The sequence below is a fragment of the Polyangium sorediatum genome (assembly GCF_029946465.1).
GTDB classification, from domain to species: domain Bacteria; phylum Myxococcota_A; class Polyangia; order Polyangiales; family Polyangiaceae; genus Polyangium; species Polyangium fumosum.
In genome coordinates this window covers 16,518-43,125 of sequence record NZ_JARZHI010000017.1, presented here as the reverse complement: position 1 = coordinate 43,125, position 26,608 = coordinate 16,518, and the positions used below count along the sequence as shown (strand labels likewise).

Here is a 26,608-nt window from a genome sequence, read left to right as displayed (position 1 = left end):
CGTGGACAAACGCTGTCTCGCCCTCGCGTTCTTGCTCGCTGCTTGCAGCTCTCCCGTGCCGCCGCCGTCGGAGAAGGACGCCGGCATCATCATCGGGGGCTGCAAGCTCGCGTATCTCGGCGACCCTTCGGCCGAGCCGATCATGGAGGTGATCGCGCTCGGCCCCGAGGGCGAGATCCAGTCGGTCAGTGATGGATCGAGCGTCTCCTTGATCTTCCCGCCGCAGGGCGGCCGTGTCGTCTTCGCCGGCGTGCGGGCGACGAACGTCGACCCGTGCGCCGTCCGCATCGCGGGCGCCCTGCGCGACCCGGTGACGAAGCAAGTTCGTCTAGACAATCGCACCGTCAACCTCGCGCCCACGGACGACGGCTACGGCCGCAGCGCGCCGACGGACATCTCCTCGTTCTCGAACATCGCGGCGTGTCCGAACCAGTGGGCCGAGGACGACCTCTTCGACAAACCCTACGAGCTCACGGTCTCGCTCACGGATCGCGACGGGAAGAAGGTCACGAAGATCATGACCGTCACCCCGCGCTGCGATGAACCCGGGCGCGAGGCCGAGTGCCTCTGCATGTGCGCGGGCGACTACATCCTCGGCATGCAGTGTGATCCCGACGCCGGCCCGTCCGATCCGGACCTCGACGCCGGCGCGGACGGGGCCGCGGATGCCTCTGGAGGATCGCCGTGAAGCGCCTTCGCCTCCCGCTTGTGCTCACGCTCGGCGCGCTCGCGGCCGGCTGCTCCGATCCGCCCCCGGACCCGCCGCCTTCCTCGGAGACGCCCGCTTGGCAAGTCACGCTCGACGGGGGCGACCTCGACCGTGCGGTGCTCAGCGTGTGGGGCAGCGGCCCGAAGGACGTCTTCGCCGTCGGCGGCCCGCTCGGCAACGGCAAGGAGTCGCTCGTCGTCCACTTCGACGGCGATGCCTTCCGCGAGCTTTCTCCCGGCGGCGACCAGACGTACTGGTGGGTGTCCGGCTCGGGCCCGGACGACGTCTGGATGGTCGGCGAAGAGGGCCGCATCACCCACTGGGACGGCTCGACCTTCACGGAGCACGTTTCCGGCACCACGGCGACGCTGTGGGGCGTCTGGGCGGCCGGCAAGGCCGACGCCTGGGCCGTCGGCGGCACGCCCGAGGGCGGCGCCGGCGCGCCGAACGACGTGGTCCTGCACTGGGACGGGAGCACCTGGACGCCCGTGACCTTGCCCGGCATGCCGCTCGGGCGGGCGCACTACAAGGTCTGGGGCACGAGCTCTGACGACCTCTACGTGGTCGGCGAGTACGGCACGATCTGGCATAAGAAAGGCGCAGCGTGGACCCTCGAATCGGATCCGCCGCTCGCGTCTGGCACACTCTTCACGGTGAACGGCTGCGGCCCGAACGAGGTCTACGCCGTCGGCACGTTCGACGTCCTCCGCTCGGACGGCGCCTCCTGGCAAAAGCTCGACGTCGCGCTCACGAATGGCGTGAACGGCGTGGCTTGCAACGCGCCCGGCGAGGTGGTCGTCGTGGGCTTCGGCGGCTCGAAGCAGCGCCTCGGCGCGGGCACGTGGGTGGACGAGTTCGACGTGCCACCCTATGCCGATCTGCACGCGGCCTGGGCCGATGGCACTGGCACGTACTGGGCCGTCGGCGGGAACTTCGTGACGAGCAGCATGCCGGGCGCGGCACGTGAAGGCATCGTGGCGCGGTACGGCCCGGGCAGGATCGCGGATCGCATCACGCCGTGAACGCGACCTGGTCGGACGTGCGACCACCGCTATGACAGCGCCGCCCGACGCGGCGTGAACGACGACGCTCGACCGTTTCGAAATCCTCGGTGGATCGTCGAACGCAGGACGTACCCTCGCGGGTGGTCGTCCCCTTGCACTCGGGGGCGCCGCGATCGAGGGACCCCTCGTCCACACAGGAGAACGAACTCATGCGTACTTCCCTTGCCCCGATCTTCGCCGCCGCCGCGCTCGCCGCCGCCACGACCTTCGGCTTTGCTTCGTCGGCCGACGCCAAGACCATCAGCGCTTGCGGCGGCATCGAGCTCGCCGCGAACGCCAAATGCGAGATGCGCGTCGAGGGCGGATGTGTCGCCGCCTGCCAGCCTTTGAACTTCCAGGTCCAGTGCGCCGCCGACCTCTACGTCGGCTGCAGCGGCCAGTGCAACGCGCAGATCGAAGCCTCGTGCACCGCAAGCTGCTCGGCGAGCTGCGAGGCGGAGTGCAACGTCGACCCCGGCAGCTTCGAGTGCGGCGCTTCCTGCCGCGCCGACTGCGGCGCGAGCTGCAACGGCGCCTGCGCCGCCGATCCGGACAGCGCTCGGTGCCGCGCCTCCTGCGAGGCCACGTGTGGCGGCGAGTGTGACGCGCGCTGCGAGGCCACGCCGCCCAGCGCGGACTGCAAGGCGCAGTGCTCCTCGTGTTGCTCCGGCTCCTGCGACGCGCAGGCCAACATCGACTGCCAGGTCGACTGCCAGGCCAAGGGCTTCATCAACTGCGAGACCAAGCTCCAGGGCGGCTGCGAGGTCGCCTGCACGAAGCCCGACGGCGCGCTCTTCTGCGACGGCCAGTACGTCGACGTCGGCGAGCAGATCGACCAGTGCGTCGCGCAGCTCGAGAGCCTGCTCGAGATCAAGGTCGAGGGCTACGCGCGCGGCGACGCGCAGTGCAACGGCGGTCGCTGCACCGCCACGGGCGAGGCGGGCGTCTCCTGCGCCCAGAGCCCCGGCAACACGTCGGGCAGCGCGGCCGGCATCCTTGGCGCCCTCGCGGCCTTTGGCCTCGCGCTCGGCCGCCGCAAGAACCAGAAGAAGTAGTCGCTGGCTTCGGGGGGGCGTGCGCTAGAGTCCCCCCGCCGATGCCCGCGCGACCGAGACTTTTCCTCCTCGCGGCGGCGCTCGTCTCGGCCTGCGTCGCACAGACGCCCGCGCCGCGTGACGACGCCGCGCCCCCTCCCCCCGCCGCGACGGCCGCTGCCCCGACCGCCTCCACGACCGCGCCCGTGGCCGTCGTCCCCGCGACGTCGGCCTCCGCGAGCGCGCCTGCGCCCGCGCCCGACCCTTACCCGGCTCCACCGCCGCCCGATCCGCCCGTCGCCCTTCGACCGGGCGGCAAGCGCGCCGTGCAGGGCGAGGCCGGCCTCGTCACCTCCGTCGAGAAAAACGCCACGCGCATCGGCGCGACCGTCCTGCGCCGCGGCGGCAACGCCGTCGACGCTGCGGTGGCCGTCGCCTACGCGCTCGCCGTCACGCATCCCTCGGCCGGAAACATCGGCGGCGGCGGCGTGATGATGATCCGCCTGAAGAGCGGCGAGACCCACTTCGTCGACTTCCGCGAGACCGCGCCCGCGGCCGGCGCCACAACCGAAAAAGTGCTCGCGATGCTCGATCACGACGGCGGCATCGGCCTCCGCTCGGCGGGCGTACCGGGCACCGTCGCAGGTTTGTCCCTCGCGCTCGAACGTTTCGGCACGCGCCCGCTCGCCGAGCTCCTCGCGCCCGCCATCGAGCTCGCGAAAAAAGGACACGCGCTCGGCCCGCGGCAAGCGCTCACGCTCGCGTGGGCCTGGAACAAACTCGAGCACGACCCTGCCGCCCGCGCGATCTGGGGCAAAGGCAAGAAGCCGCTCGCCGAAGGCGAACGCGTGCGCCAGCCCGACCTCGCGCGCACGCTCGAGTCGATCGCGAAGGAAGGCCCGCGCGCCTTCTACGAAGGATTTTTCGCGCGCACGATCGATGAATGGATGAAGAAGGGCGGCGGGTACGTGACGGCCAAGGACATGGCCGACTACCGCGCGAAGCTGCGCGCGCCGCTGCGCTTCTCGTACCGCGGTTTCTCCGTGGAGACCGCGCCTCCGCCGTCGATGGGCGGCGTCGCGTTCGCACAGATCATGCTCTCGCTCGAACGCGCGCGGGCGTACGAGCAGAAGCCGGGCTCGGCCGACGCGCTGCACCTCTTCGTCGAGGCTGCGCGGCGCGCCTACGCCGATCGCCGCCTCGTCGCGGCCGATCCGGACTTCGGGCCGAAGGACCTCGACACGAAGCTCCAGGCGCTCCTCTCCGGCGCGCACCTCGTGACGCGCAAGCCCGCGATCGACCCGGCCCGCGCCACCCCCTCGGCCACGCTCGCGGCGGCGATGCCCGAGGCCGTGCAGGAGTCGCCCGAGACCACGCACTTCTCGATCGTCGACGCCGAGGGCAACGCCGTCGCTTGCACCTACACGCTCTCGGCCGGGTTCGGCGCGAAGGTCGTCGTGCCCGGCACCGGTGTCCTGCTCGGCAACGCGCTCGGCGGCTTCTCGAAGGACGGGCCGAACGTCGTCGCGCCGGGCAAACGCATGGCGACCTCGATGTCGCCGACCCTCGTCACGCAAGGCGGACGCCTCGCGCTCGTGCTCGGCTCGCCGGGCGGCGACACGATCCCGAACACCGTGGCGCAGGTGTTCCGCAATCTCGTCGACTGGGGCATGACGATCGACGAGGCCATCACGAGCGGCCGCCTCCACCACCAGTTCCAGCCGGACAAACTGCGCGTGGAGAAGCAACGCCCGCCGTCGCGGGAGGTGCTCGCCGAGCTCGCGCGGCGCGGCCACACGATCGAGCAAAGCAACCTCACGCAGGGCGACGCGAACGACATCCTCGTCGACCCGCAGACGGGCACTGCCTACGGCTTCGCCGATCCCCGCGAGGGAGGCACGGCCGAGGGGGTCTCCCGGGCCGAGGTGGAAAAGGCGAAGAGCGCCCGTCCCTAGCGAAGACGCGGATCGTATTGGTCGACGCCCGGGTCGTCCTCGTCGCGCTTCGGGCGGACGATCACGACGGGACAGGGCGCATTGCGCGCGATTCGATCGGCGAGCGGGCCGCCGAAGAGGCGTTCGAGCCGGCTCGGCGGGTGGCTCGCCACGACGATGAGATCGGCGCCTATCTCGTGCGCCAGGTTCACGATGGCCTTGTCCGGCCGTCCGTCCCGATAATGCATGGCCATCAGCCGCGCTTGCCCGCCCGCGGATCGATGTTCGAGCACCTTCAAAGGCGGCAGCTTTGCCTCGCTCGCGTGGGAGGTCGACACCCGCGGCGTGGCCACGTCCTTGATGCGCGGCGCCATGCCACGCGCCCCGATCACCACGGCGTGAATCTCGGTCTCTTCGCCCCGCAGCTCCGCCAGATCGAACGCGAACCGCCAGGCCCGGCCGCCGGGCTCCGAGAGGTCGAGCCCCACGAGCACGATGTATGGGTCCTTTTTTCGCTCCGCCGGCGGCGTGATCCTGCGGACGGCCGAATCCGGCGGGAGAACCGGAACGGCGCGCAGCCTCGGCTGCGTCGTTTCTTCGGTGTCCTGGGCGGGCGAATCGGGGCCGGGCTCTACCGTGGACGGAGCTAATGCGACCATTGCCAGCGAATGTTTGGATCGCGTCGCGTGGTCGCAAGCCCCTTCGCTGCTTCTTCGAGCGGAAGCATTTCGAAGCGGGCGCGTCGTGTGCCCGGACGGGCTCGGCCGCCGGGGGCGGGCTCGGGCGGACTCAACGCGGGAATGCGGCCGGTCAGACCGAGCCCGACCGTAACGTTCGGCCGCTCCCCGGCCTCTCCCTCCCGCTCAGAACACCCCGCGCACCATGACCGAGCTCGGCCCAATGAAAACCTCGGGCACGTACGTCACCTCGGGCTTGCGCGGGATCTTCTGGTTGCCGATGACGCCCATCGCGATCCCGCCCCCGAACACCAATACGCCGAGGCCCGTGAAACCCCACGCGCCCGGCGCGCCGTCCGAGCTTCCGACCGCGACGAGCCCGCCGATCGTCATGAAACCACCGGTAATGCCAAGGAGGATGCCGCCGACGAGCATACCCGTGCTGCGGCGAACCGTGGTGCTCCGGTATTTAGGTTTGTCCCCCTGATTCGGCGTCGGCTGCGCCTGCGCGATCTGCTCGGGCGTCGGCGGCGGCACGTCCGTCGCGTCGAGCGTGACCTCGTCCGTGCCTTTTTCCTTCGATTCGACGCTCGCCTCTTTGAGCACGTCCTTGCCACGCCGGAGCGTCACCACGTGTTTGCCCGGGTCAACGGGCAGCGGCACGCCGAACGAGGCCGGTTCGAGCTTGATCTCGTCGCGATACACGCCGAGCCCCTCGACGCTGCCCTTCACCTGCACCGTCAATTGCGGCAGACGCGGATCGAGCGCTTTTTGCCGGCGCGCGGCGAGCTCGGCCCGGGGCGCATCTCCCTCGCGCTTGGCCTGGTCCCGCGCCTCGCCCCACGCGCCCCAGGCGCTCGCGATCCGACCTTGTTTTTCGAGACAATCCGCCCAATTCAGCTTCGTGCCGACGGCCGGATCGAGCTTGTAGCTCGCCTCGAATTTGGGGCAGGCCTCGTCGTAGTTTTTCTTCTCCATCAGGCCCTTGGCCACGCGAAACAGGGCCTCGGCCGCAGCCGGATCATTGGCGAGCGCCGGAGCCTGCGCCAGCAAGAGCGCCGCGCCGAGGAGCGCGGGGGCGACGAATCGGAAAACGCGCCGCGGCTCGAATTCAGCGGCGACCGGACATGAGTTCGTCATCGTTCGGTTTCTTTTTGTTGGTTGCAGGCGGAGGCGGCGGCTTCGTGCGGCCCGAAGGGGGATTGGGCGTGGGCGCGGCGGGCTTCGCGGAGGCAGCGGGCGGCGTGGCCGCGGGTTCGACCGAGGCCGCCGCGGCGGGCTCGACGTTCACCGGCGGATCGGCGGCCACGGGGGCCTTGGGCGTCAACGTGGGCAAGGGCAAGGGCGCGGCCTCGGTGGCTGCGGCCGCCTGGAGTTTCGGATCCTCGGCGCCGCCCCTCGCGCCGAAGATCACGGCCGCGCCGACGATCCCGAGCAGCACAATGGCGATCGCCGCGAAGATCGGGGCCTTGCTGCTGCCCGAGGGATTCGGCGTCGAGCCCGTTTGCACGAGCGGAACGGCCGTCGAGGAGGCGAGCACGGTCGCGCCCATGGCCGTCTGCGGCGAGATGCCTCCTCCGCCCATCGGGGTCAGGGCCCTCGGGTTCTGCGGCTGCGGCGTACTCGCGAAGGCGGGCCGCGCGGTCGCATCCCTCTGCGCCATCGGCATCGGCGCGCCGGCGACCGTGTTCGTCGGCGCCCCCTCGCCGGCGTGCGCCTTCTGCAGGATCTCCGTCACTTCGAGCACGAGCGCGGGCCCCTCGACGATCCCGAGCGCCGCGGCCAGCTCCGTGATCGCCTCGCCGGCCGTGCGGAAGCGCAGCGAGGCGTCGCGGCTGCAGCAGCGCAAGAACCACGCGTCGAACCTGGGGCCGAAGGGGCTGCCTTTTTGCGAGGGCGGCGGGATCGGATCGACCACGATTTGCACGACGAGGTCGCTGATCGTCTCGGCTTGCCAGTAATCGAAGCCGAGGAGGAGCCGCGCGGCGATGAGGCCGATCGCCCACACGTCCGTAGAGGGTCCAATGAGCTGCGCCTGGGCCCGCGCCTGCTCGGGCGCCATGTAGAGCGGCGTGCCGAAGACGGCGCCGGTCTTCGTCTTCGAGTGCGCGCCCATCGAGCTCGCCGCGCCGCCCGTGAGCTTCGCGATGCCGAAGTCGAGCAGCTTCACGCACGGCGTGCCGTCCTCGCGGACCGTGAGGAAGATGTTCTCCGGCTTGAGATCGCGGTGCACGATGCCGATCCCGTGGGCCTTGTCGAGCGCGCGCGCGGCCTGCCGCAGGTAGAGCACGACCTCCTTCGGGTGCAGCCTTTGACGCGCCTCCGCCTCGCCGGCGAGGTCTCGCCCGCGCAAAAACTCCATCACGAGGAACGGCGCGCCGTTGAGCTCCGGCGCGACGTCGGCGTCGGTCACGCGCACGATGTGGTCGCTGTCGATGCGCGCCGGCGCGCGCGCCTCGGTGCGGAACCGCTCGATCGTGCTCGGATCGGAGAGCGTCTCGTTGTGCAGCACCTTCAGCGCGAGGCGCTCGTCGGTGTGGACGTGCTGCGCGAGGTATACGGCCCCCACGCCGCCCTCGCCGAGCTGCTTGACGATGCGGTAGCGGCCGGCGATCACGAGGCCGGGATGGAGTTTCTCGGTGCTCATGGAGCGAGGGCCCCCCGAAAAGTACGAGCCGAGCCTAGCACGGCCCGGCCGAGCCCGTCGCCTTTCCTGCCGCGCCGCTCGGGCCCGGCCCGCTTGACGGCGCGCGCGACTTCTCCCAGCTTTCGCGGCGAATGATCCCGCGATACACCCCGCCCGCGTTCGCCGCGCTCTGGTCGTCCGAGACTCGTTATGCCGTGTGGCTCGACGTCGAGCTCGCCGCCTGCGAGGCGATGGAAGCCGAAGGCCTCGTGCCCGCCGGCGTGGCCCGAGCGCTTCGCGCCAAAGACCTGAAGCTCGACCCGGCGCGCATCGAGGAGATCGAGCGCACGGTCAAGCACGACGTCATCGCGTTCCTCACGCACGTCGAAGAGCTCGCTGGGCCCGACGCGCGGTGGCTCCACCGCGGGATGACGTCGAGCGACGTGCTCGACACGAGCCTCGCCGTCCTCCTCGTCCGCGCCGCCGATCTCCTGCTCGAACGGCTCGACGGCCTCGTCGTCGCGTTCTCGCGCCGCGCCGACGAGCATCGCCGCACGCCCATGATCGGCCGCAGCCACGGCATCCACGCCGAGCCCGTCACCTTCGGCCTCGCGCTCGCGGGCCACCTCGCCGAGATGAAGCGCGGCCGCGCGCGCCTGCGCGAGGCGCGCACCGAGATCGCCGTCGGCACGATCTCCGGCGCGGTCGGCACCTACGCGCACCTCTCGCCGAAGATCGAAGCCCAGGCCCTCGCCGCGCTCGGCTTGCGCCCCGAGACCGTCGCGACACAGGTCGTCCCGCGGGATCGTCACGCCGCGTTCTTCAACGCGCTCGCGCTCGTCGCCGCGGGCATCGAGCGGTTCGCGACGAACGTCCGGCACTGGCAACGCACCGAGGTCGCCGAGGCCGAGGAAGCCTTCACGAAGGGGCAAAAAGGCTCCTCCGCGATGCCCCACAAGCGCAACCCCATCCTCAGCGAGAACCTCTGCGGCCTCGCCCGCATCGTGCGCGCCGCGGTGATCCCCGCGCTCGAAGACGTCGTCCTCTGGCACGAGCGCGACATCTCGCACTCCTCGGTCGAGCGCATGATCGTGCCCGACACGACGACCACGCTCGGCTTCATGCTGGAGCGCACGACCTCGCTCGTCGAAGGCCTCGTCGTGCGCGAGGACAACCTCCGGAAGAACCTCGACCTCACGGGCGGGCTCTTCTTCAGCGAGGCCGTGCTCCTCGCGCTCGTCTCGTACGGGCTCCCGCGGCAAGAGGCGTACGTGCTCGTGCAGCGCAACGCGATGAAGGCGCTCGCCGGCGAGGGCAGCTTCCGCGACCTCCTCGCGGCCGATCCGGACGTGAACGCGCGCCTCTCCCAGGCCGAGATCGATCGATGCTTCGACCTCGACCACGCGCTCTCGCACGTCTCCGGCATCGTCGACCGCGCGATCGCGGCGCCCTGATCCCGGGGACGCGCGTTACCGATACGGCGATCCCATCCCGACCCGTAGATCACACTGAAACAGCTCGTAATGCACGGTCACGGCGAGTGCCCGTCCCGCCGCGAAGTGCACGTACACGCCGGGCCACGAGCTCGCCCAGGCCTCGTCGAGCGTGTGCACCACGAGCGTCACGGCCGGAAACCCGGCGCGCCGATCGAACCGCACGCACACGAGCGCCTCGGCGCCGGCCACGAGCCATTCGAGGCACCCGCGCGCCTCCCGCGGCGAGAGCCGATCCTGACGGAGCCATTTTTCAAAGTCGACGGGCCCGCCCTTCCCTTCGAGCGCCTGCCGAAAGGCAACACTCCGGTCTGGCTCGACGAACTCTTCGGCGAGGCGCGCCGCGTGCGCCTCGGTGGCCCGTGACCCGAGCGTGCGCAGATCGACCCGGAGGGCACGCAGGCGCGCGAGTTGCTCCCGGAACGTATCGCGGAGGAAGCGTTCGTCGGGACGCACGCGGGCGCTCCTCAGGCATCCATCTTCTTGTAGTGATCGTGCCAGCGCTGGATCTCGTCCAGCACCGCCTTCCCCACGCGCGTCGGCTTTCCGTTCCCGAGGACCACCTCCGCGCCCTCGGCGTTGATCTGCCGGATGCGCGCGAATCGCTCGGAAAAACCGGGCGCCTTCGCGAGCGGGTGGCCCGCCTCGATCATGCGCTCGTAGAGCCGCGCGACGGGCAAAAAGGCATGGACCGCGAGCAAGACGCCGTGGAGCGGCCGCGGATCGGGCCGCACGGGTGAGGTGTAGAGCGGGGAGAAGGCATTTTCGAGGACGGGATCGATCTCGAAGAGCGCGTTGATCTTGTTGTGCGAAAATTCGTGAATGATGGCCTCCGCCATCGTCATGAGGCTCGGGTGCAGGGACATGTAGATCGTCCCGATCGCCTCCTGGTACGACGCGGAGAGGTGCTTTTCGGCGTGGTATCCGACAGGCACGATATGCTGCACGAAGAGCTCGATCTCGCCCCGCAGGTCCGGCAGGTGCTCCTGCACGAGGCCGAGCGCGTCGGCGAGCGACCGCGTCCATTCCGACACGTCCTTCCCGCCGAGGTCGATCGCATTGCCCTCCTTGTCGGGATGCGCCTCGACCATGGCGAGCGGATTCGTGTCGGCGAGCGCGAGCACCGTGCTCCCGTCGATCGAAAAAAACGGCCGCGACACGGTCAAGCCGGCGCGCGTCTCGGAATACCCGGGCGGCGCGGCCTCCAGCGCCTGAAGGCTCAGCGTCTTGACGCCGTCCGCGCGCTCGACGACGATCTTTCCCTCGTTCTCGAACACGACGGCGCGCGTGTCCTCGGGCAAACCAATCGAAATGCCCGCCGTGGTGGAGACGAGCTGCTTCGGAGGCGCTTTCTGCCGAATGGCCCGCGGGAGCGCGGAGGCGCGCGCGAGGTGCAATAGAAACACCCCCACGAGCTCGCGCACCCACGCCTCGGAATCGACGCGCGGGGCGCGCAGACATCGGACGAGCGTCCCCATGGCCGTGCGCCGCAGAACGCTCGGGAGCGCGCCCACGTTTTTCCGAGCGACCTCGCGCACGAGCGCCTGGAAGACCACGAGATCGGCGCGCGCCTCGGGCGAGAGCGCGAGCCCCTGTCCGACGCCGAGCAGCTCGGGCACGAGGCGACCGAGCGCGCGTGAGAGGACGCCTTTGGCCGTCTCCGAGCCTGGCGCGGGGATCGTGAGATCCGCGGGTGGATCGAGCGGGCGCGTGGCGAGGGCGGGAGGCACGGCGCCATTGTGGGCGAGGAGAGTGCGAGGCGACAAGCGAGAAGGCATGCGGCGCGCCGCTTCATTCCGCGGCGGCGGCGTGGTACGCAGAAGCGTATGGCCGGCTGGTCCATCGGGAAACATCGCCTGGAGGTGACGGTGGACGTCCGCGCCCCTTTCCTGACGATCCTCCTCGACGAGGAGAAGATGCACGAACAGCTGATCCCGACGCATCTGCTCGGCGATTACCCGCTCGTGGTCGGCAAGCGCGAGGTCCTGCTGAAGCGCGTGCGCAACCTCGACGTCGCGCAGAGCGAGGTCTGGATCGACGGCGTGAAGGTGCCGCCCTCGGCGGACCCGATCCCGCGGCACAAGCCGCCGATGGACGGCGAGTGCGAGGTGCACCCGGGCGGCACGGGGGGCTATCGGGAGCTGGGGGCCCTGCCCGTGGCGAAGCTCGCCTGCGGCGTCTGCCGCGTCGGGCTCTGCAATACGTGCGTTGCCGTGGACGGCGTACGCTGCGCGTCGTGTTTCGAGCAGGCGACGACGGAGATGGTGAGGGAAGAACGCGAATGGCGCACCCATGGCCCGCTGATCGGCGTGGCGCTCGGCGCGCTCGTGTTCATCTTCGGGCTCGTGTTCGAGATTCCGCGCATGGCGGGCATCGGCCTCGCGGCGATCGTCCTCGTGGGCATCAACGTGGGCATCAGGTACGTGAAGGAACGACGCGAAGCCAAAAACCAGCCCTCCCCTTGATTCCGCGCCCCGCCCCGCGTACGCACGTCCCGCTCTGCAATCCGCGGGAGGAAGCATGCGCTACAAGCTCTTGGGTCGTACGGGGATCAAGGTGTCGGAGCTGTGCCTGGGCACGATGAGCTTCGGCGACAGGTGGGGGTTCGGGGCGGACGAGGCGACGAGCATCGAGGTCGCCGCGGCCTACGCCGAGGCCGGGGGGAATTTTCTCGACACGGCGAACAAGTATCACGAGGGCCATACCGAGGAGATCTGCGGCAAGATCATCGCGGGAAACCGCGACCGCTGGGTGCTCGCGACGAAGTTCACCCTCACGACGGCGAACGGGGATCCGAACGCCTCGGGCAATTCGCGAAAAAACATGATCCAGGCGGTCCACAAGAGCCTCGGGCGGCTCGGGACCGATTACATCGATCTTCTGTGGGTCCACGCCTGGGATTTCACGACGGGCGTGGAGGAGGTCATGCGCGGCCTCGACGACCTCGTCCGCGCGGGCAAGGTCCTCTCGATCGGCATCTCGGACGCGCCTGCGTGGGTCGTCTCGCAAGCCAATACGGTGGCGACGCTCCGGGGGCTCTCGCCCTTCGCGGCGCTCCAGATCGAATACAGCCTGATCGAGCGCACGGTGGAGCGGGAGCTCATCCCGATGGCCGAGGCCTTCGGCATCACGGTGACGCCCTGGGCCCCGCTCGGCGGCGGCGTGCTCACGGGCAAGTATTCACGCGGCAGCGCGCCCGAGGACACGAAGCGCGCGGCGGGCAACGAGCAACGCCTCTCGCCGAAAAACCTCGCCATTGCGAAGACCGTGGACGCGATCGCGGACGAGCTCGGCAAGACCTCGGCGCAGGTCGCGACGAACTGGGTGCGTCAGCGCGGCGCGAACGTCGTGCCCATCGTGGGCGCGCGCAAGGCGTCGCAGATCAAGGACGTGATCGGCAGCCTCGATTTCACGCTCAATGACGACCAGCTCCGCCGCTTGCACGAGGTGAGCCGGATCGAGCTCGGCTTCCCGCACGATTTCCTGGGGAACCCCCGCATCCGCGGCATCGTCTACGGCGACCGCGCGAACGACATCGACCTGCCGTCGGCGACGCGCCTGCGCTGAATCTACGCGATCCCGAGCCGTTCCAGCAGCGCCGCCGGGAGCGACGTGAAATCCGCGGACGTCCAGTCGGCGCCCGCGTCGCGTAGCTCCTCGGCGGTCGCCGCGGTGGTGACCCCGACCGCGACCATCCCCGCCGCTTTCGCGGCGCGCACGCCATTCGCCGCATCCTCGAACACGACGCACGTGGCCGGCGCGACGCCGAGATCCTCCGCCGCGCGGAGGAAGATGTCGGGCGACGGTTTGCCCCGTGTCACCTCCTCGGCGCCCACCACGCGCTCGAAGCGCTCGCGGAGACGGAGCCCATCGAGCACGAGATCGCGGTTGCCCTGCGGAGCGGCCGTCGCGATCGCGAGCCGCACGCCGCGTTGCCGCAGCCGTTCGAGGAAAGCATCGGCCCCGCGGGTCAGTGCGAGGTGCGGGCGGTACGTGGCGCGGTAGAGCCCCTCCTTCTCCTCGGCCAGCCGCGCGAGCTCGTCCGGCGGCACCGCCCGCCCGAGCAGCTCGGGAAAGATCTCTTCATTCTTCTTTCCCGCGAATTCCCGCTGAAAACGCTCGGCCTTGGTCGGCACGCCGAGTCGCTCCGAGACGATCTCCCACGCGCGATTGTGGAAGGCCATGTTGTCGACGAGCGTGCCATCCATGTCGAAGATGGCCGCGCGGAGGACCTCGGTCATGCGTCACCCGCGGAGAGGAAGGTGGGGGGGCGCGGGCGTCTCTCAGCCCTGCGATTCGGGCAGCGCCGAGATCGGCGCGCGCTGCTTCTCCACGGACATGTCCGCCATGAAGATCGGCGGGCAATGCAGCGCGAGGATGTCCGGGTTCGGCGGCGCCGTCTGCTTCGCCATTCGCAGCGCCTCGTCCATCGTCCGCGCCGTCTCCCAGCCGAGGAGCTGCGGGATGTATTCGTTGTCCGCGCCGACGACGATCACCCGACCGAGGTGCTGCCGCCCCGCCTCGCCCCAGTACCACATGAAGAACGGGTGCGTCGGGTGATAGGCGTGGCCATACCGATACATCTCGATGTAGGCCGGGTTTTTCGCGAACTTCGGCTCCCACACCTTGTGCAGCTCCATCGCGTCGCGCGTCTCGGGCAGCACGCGGTGCACGAACTCGATGTACGGCGAATGGTGCTCGTTGTCGAAGAGGTCCGTGCACGGATGCATGATGATCATCGTGCCGCCCTTCTTCACCATCGGCGCATTGCGATACAGGTTGAAGAGATACCCGTTCGCCATCACCTGCACGAGCAGCGGGTTCAGGAACGAATTCACGTTGTACGGGCTGATGAACGGAATGCCCGTGATGAGAATGTCGCTCTGCCCCACGACCGGGACGCAGTATTGCTCGAAGCTCTTCCGGAGCGTGTGCTCGTGCACCGCCTCGGTCTCGCCGGCGAAGACGCCCGTCACGCCGAACGGCGACGGCACGCGCTGGAAGATCGCCTGGCGCGCGGGCTGCGGCATCTTGTCGAGGGTGAACCGGAGCGCCTGGAGCGCGTTTCGCTCGGTCCGCGAGAGGTCATCCTCGTTTTTCGCGAGGAACTCGAGCGGCGTATCGAACATCCGGTTGTTGATCGTCGTCTCGATCGTGAAGACGTTCAGCTTCTTGTTCGCGAGCCGGCCCATGCGCACGACGCTCGTATTGAGCGCCGACGATTTCGGGTCCATGTACGAATGGCATTGCCGCATCACGCGCGGGTTGTGGTGCGCGCGCAGGCTCCGGTACCCGCACAGGCCCACGGCGACCGATTTGTGGCCGCCGTCCATGGGAACGAGGTTCAGGTTCACGTAGATGATGAGGTCGCTCTCCACGGCGCGCCGGTTGAGCTCGACCTCCTCGCCCTCCTCGGTCGTGCCGAGGTATTTCATGTTGGCGAGGTTCTCGGCGTCGTGGTTGTAGAGCTTCTTCGGCCAGTACGCGTTGAAGATCTTGTCGCCGACGACGTGCCGGATCTCCCAGTCCTTCATGCGCCGGTGCACGCTCGTCGCGATGATGATCTCGACGTCGTCGACGCCGTAATCGGCGAGCAGGTCGAGCACGATCGTGAGCACGCGCTCGCGGATGTCCGGCCGCTTCATCGGCGGCAGCGGCAGCGAGATGTCGTCCATCGCGATCGTCACCTTCATCCCCGGCCGGAGCTTCGCGTAGAGCGGCTCGGAGTTGTACGGGTGGTTGATCGCGTACCGGATGGCCGCGTCCACGTCCTTCAAGGGCTTGAGCGGGGGCTTCGGGTAGACGACGCGGCTGCCCGTCGGCAGGTCGACCTCGACCAGCCGGTCGCCCGAGAAGAGGACGCGGGGTGCGCTGCGGCTGTCGATCGTCACGACACAGGGATGGCTCATGGCATTCTCGTATTCGGCGGCAATCCCGCCCGCTTCAGTCGACGTGGATGATGGGCCAGTGGTAGGCGTTCGCGAGCAGGGACAGCTTCCTGTCCGGGTTCACGGCGGCCGGATGGCCGACGATGCTGAGCATGGGGACGTCCGAGTAACTGTCGGAGTAAGCGAAGCACTCGTCGAGGTCGTGGCCACGGCCTTTCGCGTGATCACGAATGAGCCGCGACTTCTCGGGGCCCGCGACCACCGGGCGCAGGAGCTTGCCCGTCGCGAAGCGGTCCTTGATCTCCAGGCGGTTCGCAATGACGTCCGTCGCGCCGAGGTGCTCGGCGAGCAGGCGCATCAGGAAGTCGAGCGCGCCCGAGACGAGCACCACGTCGTGCCCCTTGTCGAGGCTCGTCTGCACGAGGTCCCGCGCGCCGGGGTAGATGTTGGGCTTGATCACGCGCTCGAACGTCTCGACCGCGAGCCCCACGAGCCGGTCCTCGCTCATCCCGCCGTAGGACGTGAAGAGCAGCTCGTTGAAGATGCGTCGGTCCCGCGTCTCCGCCCACGCCAGCCACGGAGCCTTCACCAGCGCCCCGCCGAGCTTCGCGAGGCTGTGCAGCGGCGTGTTCTGGTTCAGGACGTAATAGAGCGTGGGGTGGACGAGGTTCGTGCGGATCAGCGTGCCGTCCACGTCGAAGTAGCTCGCTGCCATTTGCGTCCCGGAATCACCTCTGCGAGGGCTTTCGTCAAGCACAAGGTGACGCGAAACGAGCTTCGCGCCGGAACTTCTCGGTCCGCTCGGCCCCGAGGCCGTGCTTTCGCGACCCAGACAGGAGCGTCATCCCACACGAGGGAGGCACTTGACAGGGAGGTCGAGTTGGCGGATGGCCGTTGCCCCGCGACCGTTCGTCCGCCTACACCGCGGGCCCGGCGAGCGCCTCGGCATAACGATCGTCCAATTCGATCCCGCCCTCGGCGGCGCCGCGATCCACCGGATTGATCCCGCAATACTGCACGCTCGCCAAATGCCGCCATCGGCCGGCGCGCTCGCTTTCGTCGGGCAGCACCGGCGTCGTGCAGGGAAAACAGCCGATCGTCCGAAACCCCATGGCGTGGAGCGGGTTCACGACCACGCCGGGATCGGCGGCGATGGCCCGGTCGAGCTCCTCGTTCGTCACGTGCGCGAGCGGGTGGACGCGCAACGCGCCCATCGCGAGGTCGAGCCCGAGGGGCCGCACCTTGCTGCGCGCCCCGCCCTCGCCCTGCCGCAGCGCCGAGACGAACGCGTCGTAGCGGCCCCGGATCGCGTGCAGCGGCGCCGTCTTGCGCAGGTCGCAGCAGCGCTCCTGGCCCTCCACCGAGAGGTAGAGCAGGCCCTCCTCGGCCGTCTGCGCGGCGAACGTACGCTCGGGCGAGAGCGTGATCACCCGGAGATTCCCGTGCGTCCGCGCGAGCTCGTCCCGCGTCCAGCGCGTCTGCTCGTGGAGCACGCCCGTGTCCACGAAGACCACGTCGAAGTCGAGCCCCGCCTGGTCGGCGAGCCGGCAGAGCCACGTCCCGGCGCGCTGCATGCTCGTCAGGATCGCGGCCCGCCGGCCGAACGTTTGGTGCACGAAACGCAGGACATCGAGCGGCGCGGCGCCGGCGAGGCGCCCGTTCAGGGCCTCGAGGCCCGCTTCGGTGACGCGCATGTCCCTCTAGGTAGCAGAGCGCGGCGCGCCTCGCCGGGCGAAGCCGTGCAGAACCCGGTTGCCTTTCCGGGCCCCGTCGCCTAGAGGATCGCCGGTTCGCATGCCCCCTTCTTCTCCCTCGCAAGGCCACGCGCCGGGGCGGCTCGTCGACGACCTCGGGCGGCGCCGCTTCCTCTTCGTCACGGGCAAAGGAGGCGTGGGCAAGACGACGTTCGCCGCGGCCCTCGCCGTGGCGCTGGCGCGGGAGGGCAAACGGGTCCTGGTTGCCCTCTGCAACACGAAAGAGCGGCTCTCGGCGATCCTCGGGACGAAGCCGATCGGCGACGAGATCATGCCCGTCGCCGAGGGCGTGTGGGCCGTGAACATCTCGCCCGAGAAGGCGCTCACCGAGTACGGCGAGATGGTCCTCAAGGTGCGCAGCGTGGCGCACGCCGTCTTCGACAACCGCTACACGAAGACCTTCTTCCGCGCGGTGCCCGGCCTGTACGAGTGGGCGATGCTCGGCAAGGCGTGGTTTCACACGACGGAGCTCGGCTCTGACGGGCGTCCGCGCTTCGACGTCGTCCTGCTCGACGCGCCGGCCACGGGCCACGGCCTCGACATGATGCGCGTGCCGAAGGTGATCCTCGACGTGGTGCCGCCGGGCGTCTTGCGCCGCGACGCCGAGGAGGCGTGGGCGATGTTCCGCGATCCGGCGCGGAGCGGGATCGTGGTCGTCACGTTGCCCGAGGAGATGCCGGCGCAGGAGACGATCGAGCTCGTCGACGCGATCAAGAAGGACCTCACGCTGCCGGTGCTGCGCCTCGTGGTGAACGCGGTCCTCGCGCCGCTCTTTTCGCCTGAGGAGCGCGATCGGCTCGCGCAGGAGGCGTCGCTGCTCTCGATCGACGCGCCGGGCCGGACGGATGGCACGGCGGAGAGCGCGCTCGTGGCGGGGGCGCGGCGGGCGGTGCGGGAGAAGGTGCAGGCCGAGAGCCTCGCGCGGCTGACGCAGGAGATCGACCTGCCGCAGATCACGCTGCCGCACCTCTTCGACGAGGCCTCGACGGTGGAGGGGACGAAGATCCTCTCGAAGCTGCTCTAGCGCGCTCGTTCGCGCTCCCGATCGCTCACCCTTTCCATTCCACGCGTTTTCCCGTCGCCGAGGACGTCGCGAGCGCGTCGATCAACCGATAAAGCTTCCAGGCCTCGCGGAACGTCGGGACCACCTCGGTCCCTTCGGCGAGATCCTTCGCCAGGGCCACATAAAGGTGCGCCGTTTGCTCGGCGTCTTCGTGGAGCTCCGCCGTGACGGGCGATCGATAACGCTCGGGCGCCTTCAGCGGCGCGAGCGGCTGGCCGTCGCCGCGCGCGCCGGAGACGGTGAAATCGTGGGACAAACGCAGGTCGCCCTCGGTCCCCGTGATCGTCGCGAAAATCTCCCCGCCATTGCGCTTCCCGCCCTCGATATGGGCGGACAGGACCGCGCCGCTTTGCAACGTCCCGCTGATGAGCACCTGGTCCGGCACGGTGACGGGGAGCGTCTCGCCCGTCTCGACGATCGTCGCCTGGTCGAACTGGCGCGCGACCACCGCGGAGACGCTCTGGAAGTCGCCCACCGCGGAGAGCACCGTGTCGAGGTAATGCGCGGTGAGGATCGATAGCGTGCTCGCCCCGTTCTTCACGTCGGTCGTATACGCGAGGGCCTGCGGGATCTGCGCGCCGAGGTAGGGCACGGCGACATGGAGATTCACGGAGCGAACCTTGCCGACATACCCCTCGGCCAGGAGATCCCGCAGGTACCGCACGCCCGGGGCGAAGCACCGCTGCACGCCGCTGAACGTACGGACGCCGGCCGACTCCGCGAGGCGCGCGAGCTCGGCGGTCTCGTCCAGGGAGACGCCGAGGGGCCATTCGCAAAAGACGTGTTTCTTCGCGGCAATGGCGGCGCGCACGAGCCCCGCGTGCAAGGGCGCGCGGACGGAGACGACGACGAGGTCCACCTCCGGATGCTCGATCAGGGGCTCGGCGCGGTCGAAGGCGTGACGCACTCCGAAGCGGCGCGCGGCCTCGTCCGCGCTCGTTTGCCGCGTGGTGCTCACCGCGGTGACCTCGTAGGCGGGCAGCGCTTTCAGCGCGGGCAGGTGCGCGTGGGAGGCCCAGCCCCGGTCCGGGTTTGCCCCGACGATACCTACACGAATCTTGTTCGACGTCCCCGTCTTGCTCATGATCGCTCCATTCCTTCCCGCAGGCGCACCCGTGCCCGGGGACCGAGCGCTCGTCCGCCCCCCTTTGCATCGAATGGCCTCGGAGAGACCGTACTCCGGATGCGACGGACGATCCTTGGCACGGCGTCCGTTTTTGTGGTTCGATCGTCCGTCACAACGGAGGGACGATGGACGTTCTCGCGGACGTGCTGCGCGGGCTTCACCTGCGGACCAAGGTGTACGGACGGCTGGAGATGCGCGCGCCGTGGGGCATGCGCGTCGAGAAGCCGGGGCACGCTCTGTTTTACGCGGTCTCGCGCGGGAGCTGCCTGCTCGACGTCGACGGCGCGCGCATCCCGCTCTCGGGAGGCGATTTTGTTTTCCTCCTGGGCCGGAGCACCCACGTCCTGCGGGATGCCCCGGAGACGCAGCCCCTGCCGGTCGCCGAGATCTATGCGATCCGCGGCGGGCGTTGTGGCGGGCTCGTGCATCATGGCGGCGCGGGCGCGCCTACCACGCTCGTCTCCGGCTGCTTCCTGTTCGAAGGCACGTCGCTCGACCCGCTGATCGCGAGCTTGCCGCCGCTGATCCACGTGAAGGGCGACGGAGGCATCGCCGCGCGGTGGCTCGAATCCACCCTGCAATTCGCGGCCTCGGAGATGGAGGCCGAGCTGCCCGGCTACGAGACGGTGGCGAGCCGGCTCTCGGAGGTCCTGTTCGTGCAAGCGCTGCGCACGCACGTGGCGTCCCTGCCCGACGCGCAAGCGAGCTGGCTCCGCGCCCTGACCGACGCGCAGATCGGCGTCGTGTTGCAACGCCTGCACGAGCACCCGGAGAAACCCTGGACGGTGGAGAGCCTGGCGCACCTGGCGAGCATGTCGCGCTCGGTGTTCGCGGCGCGCTTCAAGGCCGTCGTCGGCGAGGGGCCGCTGACCTACGTGACACGCTGGCGCATGCACAAAGCCACGCAGCTCATGGCGGGGGACGCCGCGTCCACGGCTGCCATCGCGCAGGCGGTCGGCTACGAGACCCACAGCGCCTTCGTGAAGGCCTTCAAGCGACACCTGGGCGAGACGCCCGGCGCCTTTCGACGTCGGCTCAAGGAGCGTGAAGGGGACGCCGTGCCGGCTGCGGGACAGAGGTGACGGTCTCGCGAAGGGGAAAACCGGTCAGGGCTGACAGGTCTTGGGGGCTCCTCCAACGCACTTGTCGCTCAGGCATTCGCCGTTGCTGGTGCACGTCTGCCCATTCTTGGACTTGCACACGCCAGCGCCGTCACAAGCCTTCGTGAGCGTACAGCTCCCCGGATCTTCCTCCTGAAGGGGGAGGTTCGTACACGTGCCGAGGCGGGTCGGCCGAGCACACGACACGCAGGCGCCGTTGCAGGGCGTGTCACAGCACACGCCGTCGACGCAAAAACCGCTCAGGCACTCGGGCGCCTCGATGCAGGACTGACCGTTCTCGCCGCCGCCGGCGCCGCCGCTGCTGCTGCTCGACGTGGCCCCGCTCGACGACGACGCGGTCACGGCCCCGCTGTCATCCCCACCCCCGCCCGCGCCGCCGGCGCCGCCACCCCCGGGCACGCCGTCGAGGCCGCCCATGCCGCCGCTCCCGCCGGTGCCGCCCTTCCCGCCCGCGCCGCCGGCGCTCCCCTGGCCCCCGTCCCCCGTCGAGAGCGAGAGGCACCCGATCGCCGGGGCCAGGACCAGCACGGCCAGACCCCTCCACCACGTCCACGCGTCGCGCATCCGCTCCTCCGTCTCCGGAGCCGAACATAGCGCGACGCGGCAGAACGACGCCCTCGCGGAGCAACGATGCCGCGAGACAAAAAGCAGAGCGCCTACTCGACGGCGGGGGGGGGGACCGGAGCAGGCGCTCTGCCCGTAGATAGAGCAACCTATGGGCCAACCCCAGAATGACGAATCTTCGTCACCTTGTATGTGCTCGCCCGGGCGATCCTTGCAGTTTTGAAAGGCACATGGATTGCAGCCTTTCAGGTCCGCCGTGGATCAAGGTAGGGCGTCGCACGAGGATGGAACCCAGGCGAGCACGACGCTTCCTTGCGTGGCGCGCTCCAGGGACGTCCCCCCACGTGTCCTGCATCGCGGCGGTTGACAAGGACGGACGAGCCCTGCCTTGTGGAGAGATGCCGCACCACAGCCCCCTGCTCCTCGATGGCCGCGCGCTGCTCGACGCAGATCGCCTGCTCTCCGCCAAGCTCGCGGATCGCCGGGCGAGCTTCGAGCTCTCGTTCCGCGCCGCGCCGCCCCACACGGGCTTCCTCGTGGTCTCCGGGCTCGAGAGCTCCCTCGAGCTCTTCGGTCGGCCGCTCATCGATCCCGCCGCCGTCGCTGCCGCGCAGAGCCTCGTCGGCTTCTCGGACGCGCTCGCGCAGCGGCTCGCCCACCTCGTGCCCGCCATCGATCTCGACGCGGTCCCCGACGGCACCCTCGCCTTCCCCGGCGCGCCGATCGCCACGGTGGAAGGGCCCTTCCTCGAAGCCTCGCTGCTCGCCTCGCTCCTGCGCGCAGCGGCCCGGCGCGCGACGGCGATCGCCACCCGCACGGCGCGGCTGCACCTCGCCGCCGCGGGCGATCCCGTGATCGACGGGTCGAGCGCGCATGCGGCCGGGGCCGAGGCCTCGATGCGGGTCGCGCGCGCGGCGTACGTGGGCGGGGCGAGCGCGACGACCAACGTGATCGCGGCGATGGCGCTCGGCGTGCCCTTCCGCGCGAGCCCCGGGCTCGTGCTCGGCCCGACGGGGCCCTCGCTGGAGACGACCGTGGTCGACGGCTGGGGCGCGCTCGACACGGACGACCTCGCCGACCTCGGCGCGGGCGACGACGAGGAGGCGATGCTGCTCGAAGCGAAGCGGCGGGGGCGGCGCGCGGGCGGGTGGATCGCGCGGGGGCTCGACGACGCGGAGGCGCGGGCGCTGCCGATGCGGTGCGAGCTCGTGGCGCTGGAGCAGGGCGGCGCGTGGGGCGTGCCGCCCGCGGACCTCGGCGACGAGGCGGCGCCGCGGCCGGGTCGGAAGATGGTCGTGCGGTACACGGACAACGCGGGGCGGCTCGTCGCGGACGTCGTGCACCTGATGGCGGAGCGGATGCGCTCGCCGCAGGATCTCGGGGCGACGACGCTCACGCCTCTCTCGCGGCCTCGGGTGCGGCAGGGCCGCGCGCTCGAGCGGCCGGAGGCGCCGTCGCTCGGGCGGGATCGATCGATCGCGGCGCGCGCGACCTTGCCCGAGGCGGTGACGTACCTGCGCGCCCCGGCGTCCTACCGCGTGGAGGAGTCGGCGGCGGTCACCGCGCAGCGCGAGGCGGCGGCGCGGGCGCGCGCGAACGTGCCTTTCCGAAAGGGGTGAGGCCTACGCCGCCGAGATCCCGGCGCACCCGCCTGGGCCCGCGAGCGCCTCGCGCACGGCCGTGACGAGCATGTTCGCGGTGAACGGCTTCGCGAGGAACGGCACGCCGAGACACGAGAGCGGGGCCGAGTCCTCGCTGCTGTAGCCGCTCATGAGCAGCACGGGCAGCGCGGGGTCGATCCCGCGGAGCGCGCGGATGAGCTCGATCCCGCCGATCTCGCCCATCGTCAGATCGGCGATGACGGCGCCGATCTCGCCGCGATGCTCGTGGAACATGCGCTCCCCTTCGCGGCCGTCGGTGGCGACGAGGACGCGGTAGCCGGCGCGCTCGAGCACGCGGTGCGCGACGCGACGCACGGCGTCTTCGTCGTCGACCACGAGGATCGTGCCGTGCGAGCAGTGGCAGCTCGAAAAAGCCTCGTCGCTCGCGCCGGGCAAGATCGACACGTGCTCGACGGCGATCGGCAGGAACAAGGTGAACGCCGTCCCCTTCCCCGGCCGGCTCGTCACGTCGACGAGGCCTCGATGTGCCCGGACGATGCCGAGCACGGCGGCGAGGCCGAGGCCCCGGCCCCCGACCTTCGTCGTGAAAAACGGATCGAAGATCCGGGCGAGGACCGATTCGCTCATCCCCTCGCCGGAGTCCTCGACCTCCACCACGGCATAATCGCCGGGCGGAAGCGGCTCGGTCATGCAGGCCGAGGACCGCGGCGCCGAGAGCTTTTGCACGCCGGCGCGGAGCCGGATGACGCCGGGTTTGCCTGCGAGCGCGTCCGATGCATTCGTGATGAGGTTCATCACGACCTGCCGCAAATGGGTCGCGTCCCCGTCGACGCACGCGCGCGACAGATCGAGCTCCAGCGTCGCGCCCTTCGATACGATCGTCCGCAGGAGGACGGCCATTTCCCGGACGACGGTATCGAGCCGGACGTGCTGGGTCACGAACGTCCCCCGACCGGAATAGGCCAGCATTTGCCGGGCGAGGTCGGCGGCGCGCTCGGCCGCGATCGAGATTTCCTGCAGCATCGCGGCGAGCGGCGAGGGAAACGACACCTCGCCGAGGGCCAGGCTCGCCTGCGCGGTGATGACGGTGAGCAGATTGTTGAAATCGTGGGCGATGCCGCCCGCGAGGACGCCGAGGCTCTCCAGCTTTTGCGCGTGGAGCACCTGCGCTTCGAGGTCGCGGCGCTCCTGCTCGGCGCGTTTTTGGTCGGTGATGTCGACCAGGACATTGACGGCGCCCGTGACATTGCCCTGACGATCGCGGAGCGGATTGGCGTGCGCGAGCGCCACGACGAGCTCGCCGGAGGGCTGCTCGATGACGATCTCGAGGCCGTTGTGCGCCGCGCCCGTCTCCAGCGCCCTCGCCATCCAGCACCGGTCGTGGGGGATGGGCTCTCCTTCGGGGGTGAACAGGCGGAGCGCGCCGCAAAACCGATCCTGTTCGTGGCGGAGCTTCGGAGCGCGCCCCCAGACCTTCTCGGCGGGCCGATTGAAGAACGTGATGCGCCCCTGGGCATCGCAGGTATAGGCCGCCGCCGGCAGGCGCTCTAGGAGGTCGTGGAACCGCTCCTCCGCCTCCAGCGCGCCATGTCCTTCCGGCGCCGCGTCCGCGGGCCGCGTCCATGGGTCTTGCTGGATCATCGAGGTCCCTCCCGTTTCGTAGGCGGCTTTTGATGATCGAGCACCCGGCGCAACGAGTCAATGCGCCTCTCGCAGAAAAGCGCAATCGTTTGGCGACCCGGCATGGGACGCTTCCTGCATGGGCGGCCTCACCGCCCTCTCCCGCGACGGTGTTTCGGTTTCGAAAACTCGGCTACGATGCGCCCCGGAAGGAACCGCTCCGTATGCGCCGCTTTTCTACGTTCGCCCTGTCCTTCGCCACGTTCGCCCTCGTCGGCCTCGCCGCGCCCGCCCTCGCGCTCGCCCAGGCGGAGTCCTCGCCCGAGCCGCTGCCGCCGGGCGAAAAGAAGGCCGACCCGATGGAGGTGGCCGCGCCGCCCCCGAGCCTGCCGCCGCAACAGCCGCTCCAGGTGCCGGAGCACCCCGCGCCGCCGCCCCCGCCCCCGCCGTACGAGGAGCCGGAGTCCGATGGCTGGGCCAACGGAGACCATTTCGAGTTCACGATGGGCTTCCTCGCGGGGCAGCGGTCCTACTCCAAGACGTCCTTCAAGTTCGAGGAGGGCGCGGCCGAGGGGATCGGCGGCGGCGGGCTCGTCGCGCCCTTCGTCATGCCGCCCTTCGACAACGCGACGGTGCTCGGGCTCCGTTACGACCTGCGCCTCGTGATGAGCCACATCCGGATGACGGTGGGCTTCGACGTGCCGTTCCCGACCTACAAGGTGAGCGACTCGACGGCGCTCTACGACGTGAGCGGCACGCAGCGGAAGGTGACGGTGCAGTCGTTGTCCGCGAAGGAGCTGCGGTTCGGCATCGGCGGCGAGTACGCGTGGACGAAGGTCGCGCTCTTCGCGGACCTGCTCGGCGGCGTCCACTGGGTGGACACCGAACTCGCGATCGACGGCTACAAGGCCGATTACGGGGCGGTGAGCTTCGCGTTCTCGGCGCGCGCAGGCGCCCGGGCGCACGTGCGGAAGTGGTTCTTCGCGCAGGCCGCCGGCGAAGTCGGGATCATCGGCGACATCCGCTGGAACGCGGAGCTGTCGGTCGGGTTCTTCTTGAAGTGACGGCCCTGCCCGGAAAGGCGGAAGGAGGTCTCCCCGGCGCGCGGGGAGACCCGGCCTTTCAGGGCGAGATCGTGTTGATGAACACGAAGAAGCCGCCGAGGACCACGACCGCGAGCCCGAGGAGCATGGGGACGCTCCAGTCCTCGGTCGGGGCCTTCTCGTTCGATGAATCGGTCGCCATGATGCCTCCCAAACGCGGCCGGCGGGCGCCGGCGCCGGTGCTTCCGTGACACTGGCGCGGCGCCGCGTCAACCGCGGACGTCAGTGCGAGCGCGCAACGAGGACGGAGCATTGGACGCCCCGCACGACCTTCTCGGCCACGCTGCCGAGCGCCACGCGCGCGAGGCCGGTGCGGCCGTGGGTCGAGACCACGACGAGCTCCACGTTGAGCTCCTCGGCGGTCCGGATCACGACCGTGGCGGCGTCTCCCTCGCTCACGCGACGATCGGCCTTGATCCCGAGCCGGTCGATCATGCCCCCGACCACGCCGTCTGCGCCGACGCGCATCTGCTCGATGAGCTCGGGCGGAGGAATGATGGGCGCGCCGCCGAAGGGCACGGTGAAGCCGAGCGCCGGCGCCGGCAGGACGTCGAGCGCGTGCACCACGGTGAGCGCGGCGCCCTGCTCCGCGGCGACCTGACCCGCGAGCGCGACGCCGGGCTGCGAGAGCTCGGAGAGATCGGTCGCGGCGAGGATCTTCTTCGACCGCGCGTGCGGGCGCGCGACGAGCACGGGACAATGCGCGTACCGCACGATCCGCTCGGCGACGTTGCCGAGCAGGAGCCGGGCGATGCCGGTGAGGCCGCGGCTGCCGGTGACGACGAGCGTGGCGCTGACGTCCTCGGCGACGCGGAGGATCGCGGCGTCGGCGCCGCCGCTCTCGATGCGGACCTCGAAGCCGCTGCTGGGGCGGCCGGTGAGGTCCCGGACGCGATCCTCGACCGCGGCGGCGGCGCGGCTCTCGGCGTGGATCAGGGCCTCCATGTCCGCCTGGATCGCCTGCGGGAAGAGGGGCGCGGAGCGCAGCACCTCATGCACGACGTGACAGACGACGAACTTGCCGCCCGCCCGCTGTGCGTACTCGTGTCCGAGCCTGATCGCCTCGTCGGCGGAGTCGCTCAGGTCGGTCGCCACCAAGACCACGTCACCCAGGGCCATGCGCTCTCCTTGCGGGATTCGCGGGTACCTTAGAGGGTCAGGCGGCGCTGTTCAACGGCCACCTTTCCAGGTCGACAAGGTCGCACGATGACGGCGCGCGACGTTCACCACG

Annotated in this window: 25 protein-coding genes; 11 read left to right on the top strand and 14 right to left on the bottom strand. The window is 70.0% G+C overall.

The features are described from left to right. Nucleotide 1: 1 nt before the first annotated feature. From QHF89_RS20420 to ggt, 4 genes are all read left to right on the top strand, one after another. A complete protein-coding gene (locus tag QHF89_RS20420) occupies nt 2-688 on the top strand; it encodes a hypothetical protein (protein WP_136966541.1) in 687 nt (228 codons plus the stop codon). Beyond that, on the top strand, nt 685-1,731 hold the full coding sequence (locus QHF89_RS20415; protein ID WP_284720725.1) for a beta propeller repeat protein: 1,047 nt from the start codon (nt 685-687) through the stop codon (nt 1,729-1,731). The genes QHF89_RS20420 and QHF89_RS20415 overlap by 4 nt, the downstream gene beginning before the upstream one ends. A gap of 191 nt (nt 1,732-1,922) precedes the next feature. Then, nucleotides 1,923-2,807 carry a hypothetical protein gene (locus tag QHF89_RS20410; protein ID WP_136926937.1) on the top strand — a complete coding sequence of 295 codons (885 nt, stop codon included), beginning with the start codon at nt 1,923-1,925 and terminating at the stop codon, nt 2,805-2,807. Nucleotides 2,808-2,848: 41 nt separating this feature from the next. Then, entirely contained in the window at nt 2,849-4,741 is a 1,893-nt protein-coding gene (gene ggt / locus QHF89_RS20405; RefSeq protein WP_136966542.1) for a gamma-glutamyltransferase, read from the top strand. Here the strand turns inward: ggt and QHF89_RS20400 are convergent. The 3 genes from QHF89_RS20400 to QHF89_RS20390 form a co-directional block, all read right to left on the bottom strand. Beyond that, the gene (locus QHF89_RS20400) at nt 4,738-5,379 is read right to left on the bottom strand and encodes a universal stress protein (RefSeq protein WP_136966543.1); all 642 of its coding nucleotides are present in this window, start codon (nt 5,377-5,379) and stop codon (nt 4,738-4,740) included. The genes ggt and QHF89_RS20400 overlap by 4 nt on opposite strands. Nucleotides 5,380-5,583: 204 nt before the next feature. Further along, a complete protein-coding gene (locus QHF89_RS20395) occupies nt 5,584-6,537 on the bottom strand; it encodes a tetratricopeptide repeat protein (RefSeq protein ID WP_136966544.1) in 954 nt (317 codons plus the stop codon). Continuing rightward, nucleotides 6,509-8,044 (bottom strand): serine/threonine protein kinase, encoded by a 1,536-nt coding sequence (locus QHF89_RS20390; protein ID WP_136966545.1) that lies wholly within the window; start codon nt 8,042-8,044, stop codon nt 6,509-6,511. The genes QHF89_RS20395 and QHF89_RS20390 overlap by 29 nt, the downstream gene beginning before the upstream one ends. Nucleotides 8,045-8,175: 131 nt before the next feature. Between QHF89_RS20390 and purB the strand changes: the two genes are divergently transcribed. Beyond that, nucleotides 8,176-9,477: an adenylosuccinate lyase gene (gene purB / locus QHF89_RS20385; protein ID WP_136966546.1), complete on the top strand. Its 1,302-nt coding sequence runs from the start codon at nt 8,176-8,178 to the stop codon at nt 9,475-9,477. Nucleotides 9,478-9,492: 15 nt separating this feature from the next. On the opposite strand, the gene QHF89_RS20380 is transcribed toward purB, so the two are convergent. Together QHF89_RS20380 and QHF89_RS20375 are read right to left on the bottom strand one after the other, a co-directional pair. Next, entirely contained in the window at nt 9,493-9,972 is a 480-nt protein-coding gene (locus QHF89_RS20380; RefSeq protein ID WP_136966547.1) for a hypothetical protein, read from the bottom strand. Between the two features lie 11 nt (nt 9,973-9,983). Further along, entirely contained in the window at nt 9,984-11,246 is a 1,263-nt protein-coding gene (locus QHF89_RS20375; protein WP_284720724.1) for an aKG-HExxH-type peptide beta-hydroxylase, read from the bottom strand. Between the two features lie 96 nt (nt 11,247-11,342). On the opposite strand from QHF89_RS20375, the gene QHF89_RS20370 reads away from it, so the two are divergent. Continuing rightward, a complete protein-coding gene (locus tag QHF89_RS20370) occupies nt 11,343-11,981 on the top strand; it encodes a hypothetical protein (RefSeq protein WP_284720723.1) in 639 nt (212 codons plus the stop codon). A 55-nt stretch (nt 11,982-12,036) separates the two neighbouring features. Beyond that, nucleotides 12,037-13,083 (top strand): aldo/keto reductase, encoded by a 1,047-nt coding sequence (locus QHF89_RS20365; RefSeq protein WP_136966549.1) that lies wholly within the window; start codon nt 12,037-12,039, stop codon nt 13,081-13,083. Between the two features lie 2 nt (nt 13,084-13,085). Here QHF89_RS20365 and QHF89_RS20360 read toward each other — a convergent pair whose 3' ends face one another. The 4 genes from QHF89_RS20360 to QHF89_RS20345 all read right to left on the bottom strand — a co-directional run bounded on the left by QHF89_RS20360 (nt 13,086) and on the right by QHF89_RS20345 (nt 17,098). After that, complete coding sequence (locus QHF89_RS20360) at nt 13,086-13,757, bottom strand: HAD family hydrolase (RefSeq protein WP_136966550.1); 672 nt, start codon at nt 13,755-13,757, stop codon at nt 13,086-13,088. Between the two features lie 42 nt (nt 13,758-13,799). Continuing rightward, nucleotides 13,800-15,425, bottom strand: a complete 1,626-nt coding sequence (larAH, locus tag QHF89_RS20355) for an NPN-dependent hydroxyacid isomerase, LarAH14/15/16 family (protein WP_136966551.1) — start codon at nt 15,423-15,425, stop codon at nt 13,800-13,802. Nucleotides 15,426-15,459: 34 nt separating this feature from the next. Then, nucleotides 15,460-16,119 carry an HAD family hydrolase gene (locus QHF89_RS20350; protein ID WP_136926926.1) on the bottom strand — a complete coding sequence of 220 codons (660 nt, stop codon included), beginning with the start codon at nt 16,117-16,119 and terminating at the stop codon, nt 15,460-15,462. Between the two features lie 202 nt (nt 16,120-16,321). Next, a complete protein-coding gene (locus tag QHF89_RS20345) occupies nt 16,322-17,098 on the bottom strand; it encodes a phosphoadenosine phosphosulfate reductase family protein (protein ID WP_136966552.1) in 777 nt (258 codons plus the stop codon). A 100-nt stretch (nt 17,099-17,198) separates the two neighbouring features. Between QHF89_RS20345 and QHF89_RS20340 the strand changes: the two genes are divergently transcribed. Beyond that, entirely contained in the window at nt 17,199-18,182 is a 984-nt protein-coding gene (locus QHF89_RS20340) for an ArsA family ATPase (protein ID WP_136966553.1), read from the top strand. 25 nt (nt 18,183-18,207) lie between these two features. On the opposite strand, the gene QHF89_RS20335 is transcribed toward QHF89_RS20340, so the two are convergent. Beyond that, a complete protein-coding gene (locus QHF89_RS20335; RefSeq protein ID WP_136966554.1) occupies nt 18,208-19,305 on the bottom strand; it encodes a Gfo/Idh/MocA family protein in 1,098 nt (365 codons plus the stop codon). 167 nt (nt 19,306-19,472) lie between these two features. Here QHF89_RS20335 and QHF89_RS20330 point away from each other — a divergent pair, with 167 nt between their 5' ends. Next, the gene (locus tag QHF89_RS20330) at nt 19,473-20,429 is read left to right on the top strand and encodes an AraC family transcriptional regulator (RefSeq protein ID WP_136966555.1); all 957 of its coding nucleotides are present in this window, start codon (nt 19,473-19,475) and stop codon (nt 20,427-20,429) included. A gap of 24 nt (nt 20,430-20,453) precedes the next feature. Here QHF89_RS20330 and QHF89_RS20325 read toward each other — a convergent pair whose 3' ends face one another. Next, entirely contained in the window at nt 20,454-20,996 is a 543-nt protein-coding gene (locus tag QHF89_RS20325) for a hypothetical protein (protein ID WP_284720722.1), read from the bottom strand. A 434-nt stretch (nt 20,997-21,430) separates the two neighbouring features. On the opposite strand from QHF89_RS20325, the gene QHF89_RS20320 reads away from it, so the two are divergent. Further along, nucleotides 21,431-22,651, top strand: coding sequence for a beta/alpha barrel domain-containing protein (locus QHF89_RS20320; protein ID WP_136926919.1), 1,221 nt, complete (start codon nt 21,431-21,433; stop codon nt 22,649-22,651). A gap of 3 nt (nt 22,652-22,654) precedes the next feature. On the opposite strand, the gene QHF89_RS20315 is transcribed toward QHF89_RS20320, so the two are convergent. Further along, entirely contained in the window at nt 22,655-24,295 is a 1,641-nt protein-coding gene (locus QHF89_RS20315) for an ATP-binding protein (RefSeq protein WP_136966557.1), read from the bottom strand. A 203-nt stretch (nt 24,296-24,498) separates the two neighbouring features. On the opposite strand from QHF89_RS20315, the gene QHF89_RS20310 reads away from it, so the two are divergent. Further along, nucleotides 24,499-25,338: a hypothetical protein gene (locus QHF89_RS20310; protein ID WP_136966558.1), complete on the top strand. Its 840-nt coding sequence runs from the start codon at nt 24,499-24,501 to the stop codon at nt 25,336-25,338. Between the two features lie 58 nt (nt 25,339-25,396). Here QHF89_RS20310 and QHF89_RS20305 read toward each other — a convergent pair whose 3' ends face one another. Next, nucleotides 25,397-25,519, bottom strand: coding sequence for a hypothetical protein (locus QHF89_RS20305; protein ID WP_269749836.1), 123 nt, complete (start codon nt 25,517-25,519; stop codon nt 25,397-25,399). Between the two features lie 80 nt (nt 25,520-25,599). Next, complete coding sequence (locus QHF89_RS20300; protein ID WP_136966559.1) at nt 25,600-26,496, bottom strand: universal stress protein; 897 nt, start codon at nt 26,494-26,496, stop codon at nt 25,600-25,602. Between the last annotated feature and the right edge of the window lie 112 nt (nt 26,497-26,608).